Annotated in this window: 9 protein-coding genes; 5 read left to right on the top strand and 4 right to left on the bottom strand. The window is 41.4% G+C overall.

Annotation, left to right across the window (positions count from 1 at the left end; translation table 11 throughout):
- Window positions 1-90: 90 nt before the first annotated feature.
- Window positions 91-1,098 (top strand): oxygen-dependent tRNA uridine(34) hydroxylase TrhO, encoded by a 1,008-nt coding sequence (trhO, locus tag BG00_RS11600; protein ID WP_036982766.1) that lies wholly within the window; start codon window positions 91-93, stop codon window positions 1,096-1,098.
- A gap of 59 nt (window positions 1,099-1,157) precedes the next feature.
- Here the strand turns inward: trhO and BG00_RS11595 are convergent, their stop codons facing one another.
- Window positions 1,158-1,595, bottom strand: a complete 438-nt coding sequence (locus BG00_RS11595) for a hypothetical protein (RefSeq protein ID WP_036982765.1) — start codon at window positions 1,593-1,595, stop codon at window positions 1,158-1,160.
- A gap of 221 nt (window positions 1,596-1,816) precedes the next feature.
- On the opposite strand from BG00_RS11595, the gene BG00_RS11590 reads away from it, so the two are divergent.
- The 4 genes from BG00_RS11590 (at window position 1,817) to BG00_RS11575 (ending at window position 8,603) form a co-directional block, all read left to right on the top strand.
- Window positions 1,817-2,833, top strand: coding sequence for an efflux RND transporter periplasmic adaptor subunit (locus BG00_RS11590; RefSeq protein WP_036982764.1), 1,017 nt, complete (start codon window positions 1,817-1,819; stop codon window positions 2,831-2,833).
- A gap of 2 nt (window positions 2,834-2,835) precedes the next feature.
- Window positions 2,836-5,916, top strand: a complete 3,081-nt coding sequence (locus BG00_RS11585; RefSeq protein ID WP_036982763.1) for an efflux RND transporter permease subunit — start codon at window positions 2,836-2,838, stop codon at window positions 5,914-5,916.
- Window positions 5,917-6,002: 86 nt separating this feature from the next.
- Complete coding sequence (locus BG00_RS11580) at window positions 6,003-7,898, top strand: DUF294 nucleotidyltransferase-like domain-containing protein (RefSeq protein WP_036982762.1); 1,896 nt, start codon at window positions 6,003-6,005, stop codon at window positions 7,896-7,898.
- Window positions 7,899-7,901: 3 nt separating this feature from the next.
- Window positions 7,902-8,603 (top strand): 3'-5' exonuclease, encoded by a 702-nt coding sequence (locus BG00_RS11575; protein ID WP_036982761.1) that lies wholly within the window; start codon window positions 7,902-7,904, stop codon window positions 8,601-8,603.
- A 78-nt stretch (window positions 8,604-8,681) separates the two neighbouring features.
- Here BG00_RS11575 and BG00_RS11570 read toward each other — a convergent pair whose 3' ends face one another.
- The 3 genes from BG00_RS11570 to BG00_RS11560 all read right to left on the bottom strand — a co-directional run bounded on the left by BG00_RS11570 (window position 8,682) and on the right by BG00_RS11560 (window position 11,683).
- Window positions 8,682-9,527, bottom strand: a complete 846-nt coding sequence (locus BG00_RS11570) for an IS3 family transposase (RefSeq protein ID WP_250653896.1) — start codon at window positions 9,525-9,527, stop codon at window positions 8,682-8,684.
- Window positions 9,524-10,024: a transposase gene (locus BG00_RS11565; protein ID WP_036979831.1), complete on the bottom strand. Its 501-nt coding sequence runs from the start codon at window positions 10,022-10,024 to the stop codon at window positions 9,524-9,526. The genes BG00_RS11570 and BG00_RS11565 overlap by 4 nt, the downstream gene beginning before the upstream one ends.
- A 78-nt stretch (window positions 10,025-10,102) precedes the next feature.
- Window positions 10,103-11,683, bottom strand: coding sequence for a BCCT family transporter (locus BG00_RS11560; RefSeq protein ID WP_036982759.1), 1,581 nt, complete (start codon window positions 11,681-11,683; stop codon window positions 10,103-10,105).
- Window positions 11,684-12,244: the final 561 nt, after the last annotated feature.

Genomic DNA, 12,244 nt, shown 5'->3' with positions numbered 1-12,244 from the left:
AAAAAAAGCGTAAAATACGCGCCCCATATGCGCCGGATTTACGATTCGGTAAACGCCACTTAAGGCTATCAAAGCAAAATAGGAAGCAAAATGACTGCTGTTCATAAAAATGATGTAACAAACGAGCACTTTGTAGTATGTGCTATGTATAAATTTGTAGCTTTACCAAACTTTGAAGCACTACGTAAACCACTCTTAGAAGTAATGGAAGCCAACGAAGTACGTGGTACTTTATTACTTGCTGCTGAAGGTATTAACGGTACTGTATCAGCTAAACGCCAAGGAATAGATAACTTACTAGCATGGTTAGATACACAAGAGAATCTAAATGACATCGTAACGAAAGAATCATACGATGACGAATGCCCGTTTTACCGTACAAAAGTTAAGCTGAAAAAAGAAATTGTGACTATGGGTGTTGAAGGCGTAGACCCATTAAAAGTAGTGGGCAGTTATGTTAAACCACATGAATGGAATGCTCTTATTTCTGATCCAGAGGTGATCCTTGTTGATACCCGTAATGATTACGAAATTGAAATTGGTACGTTTCAAAACGCAGTAGACCCAAACACTAAAACATTCCGTGAATTCCCTCGTTGGGCCAAAGAAAACCTAGACCCATCAAAACATAAAAAAGTAGCCATGTTTTGTACTGGTGGTATTCGCTGTGAAAAATCAACAGCCTATATGAAAGAGCAAGGTTTTGATGAGGTATACCACCTTGAAGGCGGCATATTAAAATACCTAGAAGAAGTGCCAAAAGAAGAAACCATGTGGGAAGGCGAGTGTTTTGTATTTGATAACCGTGTAGCGGTAAATCATGACTTACAAAAAGGCTCATACGATCAGTGTCACGCATGTCGCATGCCTATCACAGAAGAAGAAAAGCTAAAGCCAGAATACATGGAAGGGGTGTCGTGTCACCACTGTATTGACAATGTAACCGATGAACAACGCGCACGCTTTGCAGAGCGCCAAAAGCAAATAGAGCTTGCTCAAGCGCGCGGTGAAGGCCACATTGGTAACGAAGCACAAGCTGTTTTACAACAACGTAAAGAAGCTAAAAAGGCGCAAAAAGAAGCACAGCGAAATAAATAAGCGGTACTTTTTGTTTGTACGTTATTAATAATAAAACCTCAGTTTTAACTGAGGTTTTATTATTTTAAACTCTTTTCACAATTGCTTGTATCTGTAGTAGATAGCGTGACCTTATTGGCAGCATTGACGAGCACACATTTTGTGTTTTTATCGAGCTTTTTCTTTTGAATAACGGTAAATTCACCTTCATTAGCAGCATATAAATTATACTGATACGCGCTGTTACCCCCTTCAAATAAAGCAGTAAATAATCCACCGACTAGTCCACCAACAATCGCGCCGCCAATCATTTCTTCTTTGTTGCCATCTAAGCTATCTACAAAGCCAAACCCCGCACCAGCAGCTATTCCAGTTCCCACTTCAGAGGAGAGTGTTACTTTTTGTATTGATTCAACAGACGCATAATAACGTTTAACAACTTGATTTTGATCTGCCCGATCAGTCCCTGATGATGCACAGCCTGATAGCAAGATCACCATAATTAAACTCTTTTTCATAAATATTGCCTTTATTAAAAATATTGATGTGCTAAATCATAGTCATAAATGTAATTTAAATATGTGTGGATTTTGTATGCTGCTGTAAAAATATGTAGAGTGGCAAGCATGCTTAATTTCAGCTTATTGTTTTGCTAATTTATCGTACTTAGCTATTTATTGATCATAGAGCTGTTAAACTGCGTAACATAATGCAAATAATAATTAATTAGGGTGCTCCTTTGAAATCGCGAATTCTTTTTACCAGCGTGTTTTTTCCTTTAATGTCGTTAAGTTTATCTGTAAAGAGTGCCAATGTCGTGGTGGAGCAGGTAGCGATGGAACGTGCTAAAGAGCAAGTTCAGGCTGTCGGTAACGCCGAAGCAATTCATTCGGTTATTTTATATCCGGCTGTGGGCGATAAAGTAACGGCGGTGCATTTTAAACCGGGTGATAGCGTAAAGGCCGGTGATGTGTTACTCGAACTTGATTCACGCAGACAAAAAGCGGCACTTGAAGAGGCAAAAATAAAACTTGCTGACACCCAAAGAACCCTCGCACGTTTAAAGCAAAGCCAAGCAAAAGGGGCTGTGCCACAGAGTGATGTGGATGATGCAAAAACAGTTGTTGAATTAGCAAAAGTGACCCTTACCCAAGCAGAAACAGAATTTGAAGACCGCCAAGTTCGTGCGCCTTTTAACGGCACTATGGGACTTACCGACGTTGAAGTGGGTGACAGAATTACTCCCCAAACGGCGATTGCAAGTATTGATGATACGCGTGCTTTATATATAAACTTTAACGCCCCAGAATCGGCCGTTTATATGCTGCGCAATAAAGGCAATGTAAAAGTATTCCCTTGGCAGTCACAAAATGCTGTAAACGCAAAAATTGCTTATCTAGATTCACGAATAGACCCACAAACTCGCACCTTACGTGTAAAAGCGCAGCTTGAAAACCCGCAGCAAAAGTTTTTACCCGGCATGAGTTTTCGTGTTCATATTGAAGTAGAAGGACAACGTTTTGCTGCTGTACCTGAAGCGGCATTACTGTGGGGAGCAACAGGCCCTTACGTTTGGACAAGTGTTGGTAAAAAAGCCACTCGAATTGATGTGAAAATTGAACAGCGCCTTGCAGGTCGTTTATTAGTTTCGGGGGCTTTAAAAGAACAAGATAACTTAGTGGTAGAGGGCGTACAACGCTTACGAGCTAACCAAGAGCTAAGCTTCTCAGCGCCAATCGCTAATACGCAGGAGTAGCCATGAAACAGCAACCTATGATGCAAGACTTGCCATCAATGGCTATTCGCCGCCCAGTGCTTATTGTGGTACTGAATTTACTGATTATTATTGCCGGAATTGCCGCCATAGCAGGCGTAGAAGTTCGAGAGCTTCCAGATGTAGACAGACCCCGTATTACCGTATCAGCCTCGTTCCCTGGTGGTTCACCTGAAACCGTTGATACCGAAGTTACCAGTAAACTTGAAGGTGCCGTGGCCCGCGTGAGCGGTGTTAAATCGATTCGAGCACAAAGTGAAGAAGGTAATTCACGCATTGTGGTTGAATTTAGACCGGGTGTTAATCTGGATGATGCCGCTAATGAAACGCGTGAGTCAGTTGCTCGAGTGCAAAGAGAGCTCCCTGAAGAGGTAGAGCGCGTTTCTATTATTAAGGCTGATAACGACGCTGAAGCGGTGGTTTCATTAACAGTATCAAGCGAAAGTTTATCGTTAGAGGCATTAACAGAGCGGGTTGATGTTGATTTAGCGCCGCAGTTTTTAACTATCCCTGGCGTTGCCGACGTACGATTAAACGGCGATAGAGAACGTGTGCTCAGGGTTCGCATTGATCCATTAAAGCTCAGCAGCTTTAACTTAACTATTCCAGATGTCGCCGATGTACTCAGGCAAGCCCCCTTTGATGTGCCTGCAGGGAGTTTAAAATCAAACGACCAGCAAATAATAGTGCGCGCTGATGCAACGTCTGTTACCCCCGCACAGGTGGGCGATATTATAATTCAGGGAGATACTCGTATTAGCGATATTGCTGCCGTGTACTTTGGTCCTGCCGATCCGCGCTCTATGGTAAGGCTTAATGGTAAACCTGTTATTGGTATGGAAATTATTCGCCAAGCACAGTCCAACACTATCGAAATTTCTGATGAAGTACTCAACCTTATAGAGGAAATGCGTGAGCGCTTTCCTGAGATGGAGTTTACGCTAACATCAGATGACGCGCAGTTTATTAGAAGCTCAGTAGATGAAGTGATTAACTCATTGGTATTGACGGTACTGCTAGTAATCATCACCTTATGGGTGTTTATTGGCTCATGGCGTGCAACATTAGTCCCAGCATTTGCCATTCCTGTTGCGCTTATAGGTTCATTAGCACTGATATGGGCACTTGGTTTTTCAATTAATATTTTAACCTTATTAGCACTGGTATTAGCGACAGGATTAATTGTTGATGATGCAATTGTAGTGAGTGAAAATATTCAACGCCAGCGAGGGTTAGGCCTTGGAAGGCGTGCCGCAGCGGTTGTTGGTACCCGCGAAGTATTTTTTGCCGTTATTGCCACCACTGCAGTATTAGCGGCTGTGTTTGTACCCATCGCATTTTTACCCTCTACAGCAGGGCGTTTATTTAGGGAGTTTGGTGGCGTACTAGCTGGTGCGGTAATTATATCTAGCTTTGTTGCGTTATCGTTAGTGCCGGCGCTCACCTCAAAATTAAAACTCAAACAAGGTGGTTTTCACCCCTTTGCTAAATTTGGTAACGTGCTTGCCAATATTTATACCAAAACAATTCATAAAGTACTGGAGCATGCTTGGGTTACCTTTATTGTTAGTTTATTAGTTGCAGGCGGTTCGGGTGCGTTGTATATGAGTTTAGATAACGAACTGCTCCCTACTGAAGACCGCGGTAAAATTAGAATATTTGCCCGCGGACCTGATGGCGTAGGCTTAAATTTTATGGATAGACAAGCCATTAAAATGGAAGATACCTTACTGCCTTTCGTTGAAAGTGGTGAAATTGAGTCTATTTACACTGTGGTTGGGCAATGGGATCCCAATATTGTGTTTATTACTGTGCCATTAAAGCATTGGGATGAACGTAACTTTAGCCAACAAGAAATTATTAATAAAATTCGCCAGCCTTTAGGCAACATCCCTGGTGCACCTGCTTACCCAGGTGGTGCAAATAGCTTAAATTTACGTGGCCAAGGTGGCGGCATAGAAATCGCTTTACTGGGACAAGATTACCTTGAAATATTTAAGGCTGCACAGCAGTTCTCAGCTGATCTTGAAAAAGCCGTGCCAGACGTTGCGCCAGTAAGAGTATCGTATCAGCCATCGCAGCCACAATTGCGTGTTAATATCGACAGACGACGCGCAGAAGAACTTGGCGTGTCTTTAAGTGATATCGCAATTACTTTAAGAGCCGCTATTAATGGTGACGATATCGCTGATTTAAACATAGGCGATCAATCTATTCCTATTATGCTACAGGCACAAAATCAAACTATTAACGACCCAAGTGATTTAGCAAACTTGTTTATTAGAGCCCGTAATAATCAATTGGTGCCGCTAAGTAGTGTCGCTAACATTTCAGAGGAAGGGGTTGCCGCAGAGCTTGAGCGTCATGCTCAGCGCCGTGCCATAGAGCTCAGTATGGAGCTGCCTGAGGGCTTAACAATTGCCACCTTAGTGGAACAAATAAAACAAGTGTCTGAGCAATCATTACCAGCAGGTATTACTCTTGCATTTAAAGGGGAAGCACTGACATTTGAAGAAACCTCCAACGAAGTATTAATGACCTACGTATTGGCATTTTTAATTGTGTTTTTAGTACTTGCGGCGCAATTTGAAAATGTTAACAGCGCTATTGTAGTAATGATCACTGTACCATTTGGGATTACATCGGCCATTCTAGCGCTATATTTAACCGGCACCTCACTAAATATTTACTCGCAAATAGGCCTAGTGATGTTAATTGGGTTAATCGCTAAAAATGCAATTTTATTAGTCGAGTTTGCTGATCAATTAAGAGATCAGGGGCTGAGTGTTCGAAAAGCGGTTGAACAAGCTGCATTGGTACGTTTAAGACCAATCACCATGACCTTAATATCGACCTTACTCGGTGCGTTACCCCTAATTATGTCCACAGGTGCCGGAGCAGAAGCACGTAAGGCCATTGGCTGGGTGGTATTTGGTGGACTCGCGTTAGCGGTATTGTTTACGCTTTACTTAACACCGGTGATTTATTTAGGGTTAGCCCGCTTTACCAGTCCTCGTGGCGATGAATCAAAGCAATTAGCCCAAGAGCTGGAGCAGCTAGACTAACTAATTACGCTAATTGGCTATTTTTCTTTGAAAAAATAGCCAATTAAGCCCACAATTCAACTAGATTAAAGCCACAAGGACCACCCATGCAGGCCGAGCAAGTTGAAATAGCCCAATTTTTAGTTGAACACCCCCCCTTTGATACGCTTGAGAGCGAGGCACTAAACGAACTAGCAATGCAAATTGAAGTTGCCTATTTTCGTGCACAAACTGATATTTTACATTTAGGCCAAGATATTAGTGACTTATATATTATTCGTAGTGGCTCGGTTGAAATTTCACGTCGTAATGGCGAGCTCTATAATCGTTTAGCCACAGGCGGCATTTTTGGCCAAATGGGCCTATTGATGAACCGCAAAGTGCGCTTTCCGGCTCGTGCGCTTGAAGACACCTTAACCTATTGTATTAATGTTAATACCTTCAATGAATACTGTGATAAATACGAAACCTTTGCCGATTTTTTCGAAGTTGATGGTAACGTACGTTTGCATCAAGCCATTGTAGAGCAAGCCGACAGTAATGATTTAACCACCGCGAAAGTGAAGTCATTATTGCACCGTGATGTGGTTACGGTAACTACGTTAACACCCATTAAAGACGTCGCGTTTTTAATGACCCAAGAATCAGTGTCTTCAGTGTTAGTTACTGACATAGAAAAACAAATAAGCGACGACCCAGAAGAAGACGACGGTCAAGTCGTTGGAATTATAACCGACAGAGACATTCGCACTAAGGTAGTTGCCCAAGGGTTAACATATGATACACCCGCCAAAGAAGTAATGACATCAAGCTTAGTACTACTTGATAGCAACGCCTATGTGTTTGAAGCCGTATTAGCCATGCTAAGAGATAACTTACATCATTTACCTGTGGTACATAAAAAACGGCCAATTGGGGTAATATCACTGTCTGACATTTTACGTTATGAATCACAAAGTAGCTTACTGTTAGTACGCGGTATTTTAGCGCAGCAATCAGTTGATGACCTAGTTCATTACGCACGCCAATTACCTAATGTATTTGTACGTATGGTTAATGAAGATGCAAATTCGCATATGATCGGAACCGCTATGGCGGTCATAGGGCGTACCTTTAAACAGCGTTTATTAGCATTGGCCGAAGAAAAATTTGGCGAGCCGCCTGTTCCTTATTGTTTTATAGCCTTAGGCTCAATGGCCCGCGACGAGCAGCTAATTGTGACCGATCAAGATAATGCTCTCATTTTGGATAATAGTTTTGATGAGGCACTGCACGATGAGTATTTTCAAAACCTATCAGATTTTGTGTGTGATGGTTTAGCTAAATGTGGCTATACCTATTGTGACGGTGAAATTATGGCGTCGTTTAAAAAATGGCGTATGACCCGTACACAATGGAAAGAAAAATTTGCTAGCTGGATGGCCGAGCCGAAACCGCAAGCACTGCTTAATAGCTCGATATTTTTTGACTTAGATGGTGTATGGGGCAAGCTAAAATGGGCCGATGAGCTTAAAACGCTGGTGGCCAAAGAAAGCAAAGTAAATAAGCGCTTTTTAGCAAACCTTGCTGCTAATGCTCGCAACAGAACTCCACCATTAGGATTCTTTAACGGCTTTGTACTTGAGCATAATGGCCAGCATAAGCGCTCAATGAACTTAAAACGCCGTGGTACGGCGCCGCTATCTGATGTGGTGCGCGTGCACGCGTTAGCGGTTGGCTCACGTAAACAAAACTCCTTTGAGCGCTTAGAAGATATTATAGAGGCAAATTTACTGCCTAAAGGTAAAGCACAAGATTTGCGTGATGCGTTTGAGTATATTGCCACAGTGCGTATTCGTCATCAGGCATGGCAAATAGAGCAGGGTGAAGCCCCAGATAATGATTTAGACCCCCACTTACTTTCACCCTTTGAGCAAAGTAATTTAAAAGAAGCTTTTGCTATTTTAGAGAAAGCCCAGAGCTTTTTAAAATTTAGTTATTCTGCGCATTCGGGTGTGAAATAAATTATGAGTAAATCAACGTTAAGGTGGCCACAGCGCTACGAGCAGTTATTGCAAACTGCGCAAAACCCGCTGCTTAAAGACTTTTATCAACAAGCGTTTACCAATCAGGCTGCTCCACTTAAAGATGTCCCTTTTGTGGCGCTCGACTTTGAAACAACCGGCCTTGATGCGAATAGCGATGATATTGTTAGTGTGGGGCTGGTGCCTTTTAATGTAAATCGTATTTATTGTAAAGAGAGCCGCCACTGGGTTGTGCAACCTCGACGAGATTTAAGTGAAGAGTCAATAGTTATTCATGGAATTACTCATTCAGAAGTGGATGAAGCCCCTGATCTTAATCGAATTTTAGCGCCACTGCTTGATGCCCTTAAAGGCAAAGTGGTGGTGGTACATTATGCCGCAATAGAACGTCATTTTTTTTATAACGCGTTACTTATGCGTATAAAAGAGGGCATTGAGTTTGCACTAGTTGATACGATGGAAATAGAAAGGCGGGCGCTTAAAGCACGGCAGGGGCTATTAGGCAGGCTGTTTAATTCAAAGCTAGGATCACTTAGGTTAAGTGATACACGGGAGCGTTATTCATTGCCATTGTATCAAAACCATAACGCGCTTACTGATGCACTAGCCACTGCCGAGCTGCTGCAAGCGCAGCTGAGTTACCACTATAGATCAGACACGCCACTGAGTGAAATTTGGCTTTAGCTATTGAAGCGTTACTGTTAAAAATAGAGCACAAAAAAAGCCGCAATTTGAAGTGACCCCATAAAGTTGGACTCATTTTTAAGCGGCTGCCAAGGCCTGATTTCGATACTGTATCGGACTCAGGCCTTTTAGTTTCAGCTTAATACGCTCGTTGTTGTAATAGTCGATATATTCTTTGATGTTTTCAATAAGCTCATTCACGTCTTTAAACGTTTCGTTGTGGTACATCTCACTCTTCAATATGCCGAAGAAGTTCTCAGCAACCGCATTATCTAAACAATTTCCTTTTCTAGACATACTTTGTTGCAACCCTTTTTCCTTGAGATGATTTTGATATTGTTTGTTTTGATATTGCCACCCTTGATCTGAGTGTACAACTGGCTTTTCATTTGGCTTCAACCTAGCAGTTGCTGTTTTAAGCATGTCAGTTACCAAAGGGAGTGCAACGGATTTTCTGACTTCGTAACTGATTACCTCTTGGTTGAATAGGTCAATCATAGGCGATAGATATACCTTCTCATTATTCACTTTAAACTCTGTCACATCCGTCACCCATTTTTGATTTGGCTTCTGCGCACTAAACTCACGGTTAAGCGTATTTTCTGCGATTTTACCCACTTCACCTTTATAGGATTTATAACGCTTAGGCCTTACTTTTGACTTGAGGCCTAACTCATTCATCAGCCGTTGAACGCGCTTATGATTAACAAGTACCCCCATTGTTCTCAGAGCACTCGTAATTCTGCGATAGCCATATCGTCCTTTATGCGCGTGATAGATATCACGTATTTTTACCAGTAAATCATTGCTTGCACAGGGTTGCTTACAAGTAGTGCGATGATAATAGTAAACACTCTTTGGCAGCCCTGTAGCCTTTAAAAGGTGTCGTAAGCTATGTTTTGCCTTGAACTCTTCGACGACTATCGTCTTGTCTTTGCTTTTTTCTTTCTGGCTTGAGCCAAGGCTTCTAACTTTTTTAGCACATCATTCTCTGCTCGTAAGTATGCTAATTCTTCTCGTAACTCCTCCTCAGTCATTTGCTCTACTGGTTTTGATGAAGAAGAATTATTAGTCATGACTGGCCTACCTTTTATTTGTGGTTTGAGACGTGATATACCATCACGAGCATAAAGCTTTTGCCATTGAAAAAGAATGCCAGGGGACGATAAATCGAAAAAAGCACTGGTATAACCGAGTGACCAACTGTTTGCTGTCATCGTTTTTAACACTTCTACCTTAAATGCTTGAGAATAAGGTTTGTGAACAGACCTGAAGCTTTCAGCGCCATGAATTCGATAAATAGCGGTCCAATATCGGACCTGCCTATCTGTAACATTAAATCTGTTGCTTACTGTCGAAGAGCTTTCAGACAAAGCGAGCTCTGCTATTTTGAGCTTAAAAGCTCGATGATGTTTGGACATAAAAAGACCCCCAGTAATTGGAATGTCCAACTATTGGGGGTCACTTCAATTTGCGGCTTTTTTATTATGAAATGTGTGTTATTTAACTGGGCGAGGCTCAGTTCGTAAACCTAAAATTAAGCTTACACACATCAATAACAATACAATGGTAAATGGCAGACCGGTTGATATAGCCCCCGCTTGCAGTGCTTCAATCGCTTGAGTGCCACCAATCCAAAGTAATGCAGCAGCGATAGCACCCTCAACAGACGCCCAAAAAATACGCTGTGGTACCGGCGCATCAATCTTACCACCTGCTGTGATTGAATCGATTACAAGTGACCCTGAATCAGAAGAGGTAATAAAGAATACCAGTACTAAAACAATAGCAATGAAAGATAAAACGTTCGCCATTGGCATTTCATCAAGCATTTGGAACATCGCCATAGGCACACTTGTTAAACCGTCAGTTCCTAGGGCACCAATTCCATTAACTACTTGGTCAATTGCGATGCCGCCATAAATAGACATCCACAGGATAGTGACTGCTGTAGGAATAAGTAGTACAGCGGTTAAAAACTCACGAATTGTACGACCACGTGAAACACGGGCAATAAACATACCTACAAACGGTGACCACGATATCCACCAAGCCCAATAAAATACTGTCCATCCATGCATCCATGTTTCATCTTCACGACCATGTGGGTTACTTAACGGAATAATGTTTTCTACATAGCCCATTACCGTGTTTGGTATATTACCCATAGATACAGCAAAACCAACTAAACATACAAATACCAGTAGCACTAAAGCAATAAGCATATTGACGTTACTAAGTAACTTAACGCCACCATCAATGCCTCGAATAACAGAGACGACTGCTAGTAAAGTAACACCTGTAATAACCAGAATTTGCGAACCTACGCCACCTTCTAAACCAAATACGTGGTTAATACCGGCAGAAGCTTGTTGTGCACCTAACCCAAGCGACGTAGCTAAACCAAATAAGGTTGCTAATACAGCTAAAATATCAATTATATGACCAGGCCATCCCCACGCTTTATCACCTAAAATTGGGTAAAAAATCGAACGAATAGAAAGCGGTAAGCCTTTATTGTAAGTAAAAAACGCTAACGAAAGCGCGACAACCGCATAAATGGCCCAAGGATGAAGACCCCAATGGAACATAGTTGCACCCATTGCCATTTTTGCGGCTTCTGGTGTGTTAGCTGTTACATTGAGTGGTGTTTCATACCAACCAGTGTAGTATGCAACTGGTTCAGCAACCGCCCAAAACATTAAGCCAATACCCATACCTGCTGCAAATAACATTGCCAGCCAAGAAATACGAGAGTGAGATGGTTTAGCATCGTCGCCGCCTAAACGGATATTGCCGTAAGGCGAAAAAATTAAAACTAAACAAAAAATAACAAAGAAGTTAGCAGCCCACATAAACAGGCCGTCAAAATTATTAATAATATCGGTTTTAATACCATCTAGCGTCGTTTTAGCAACTTCGGCATCAGATACTAATACGGCAATTAAAAACAGCGCTATTAACCCTGCACTTATTCCGAATACAGGGTTATGTATATCAAACCCCCATTTTTGCACGTTGTCTTGACCTACGGTGTAGTCCGTATTGTCAATACTGTACTTGTCATGATTCTCGCTCATGCAATACCTCATTGGTTAATGAAACAGGCTGGCTTAATGCCAGTTTTTTATAGTTCACTGTATTCGTGTTATTAGATTCTTTGTCAAAGCTAACAACACGAATAATTAGAAGACTAACTAATTCAATTGCCCATCATACCTTTACTGCTAGGGGAGTTAAATATTAAATACGAAAGAATTAACACTTTGCTAAAATTTTGAGCTGACTTTGTCTTTTTTGTACATGTCTGGTCGCTGAGAAAATGAAAACTAACGCGTAGCACTTTATTTTATAGTCGTAAATAGCAATGAATGCAAAGCTAAGTAAGTGAATATTCGGCCTAATCAGGCAAGAAAATAACTAAAAGCGCTATTGTATACGTAAAAACCCAAGCCAGGGTTTTAAATTACTATTAATTGTTAAAATGATTTTTTAGTTACATTTTAATAATATTTTTATTTTTTAGGGTTATGAGCCAGTTAAACATTTTTCAATGAGGCTAATGAAAAGTTGGATTGAAATAGTTTTTGTAAAAAGCGACTAAATTATTCTGCTATTAAAACTAATTTGGTTGAAGGCTT

This window comes from Pseudoalteromonas sp. SCSIO_11900 (assembly GCF_000576475.1).
Taxonomy (GTDB): Bacteria; Pseudomonadota; Gammaproteobacteria; order Enterobacterales; family Alteromonadaceae; genus Pseudoalteromonas; species Pseudoalteromonas tetraodonis.
The sequence above is the reverse complement of the archived record's forward strand: the minus strand, read 5'-3'. Positions and strand labels throughout refer to the sequence as shown.

Coding starts and splice junctions, on each gene's coding strand:
- BG00_RS11565 (WP_036979831.1), bottom strand. CDS start 10,024: ATGTCCAAACATCATCGAGCTTTTAAGCTCAAAATAGCAGAGCTCGCT.
- BG00_RS11585 (WP_036982763.1), top strand. CDS start 2,836: ATGAAACAGCAACCTATGATGCAAGACTTGCCATCAATGGCTATTCGC.
- trhO (WP_036982766.1), top strand. CDS start 91: ATGACTGCTGTTCATAAAAATGATGTAACAAACGAGCACTTTGTAGTA.
- BG00_RS11595 (WP_036982765.1), bottom strand. CDS start 1,595: ATGAAAAAGAGTTTAATTATGGTGATCTTGCTATCAGGCTGTGCATCA.
- BG00_RS11580 (WP_036982762.1), top strand. CDS start 6,003: ATGCAGGCCGAGCAAGTTGAAATAGCCCAATTTTTAGTTGAACACCCC.
- BG00_RS11575 (WP_036982761.1), top strand. CDS start 7,902: ATGAGTAAATCAACGTTAAGGTGGCCACAGCGCTACGAGCAGTTATTG.
- BG00_RS11560 (WP_036982759.1), bottom strand. CDS start 11,683: ATGAGCGAGAATCATGACAAGTACAGTATTGACAATACGGACTACACC.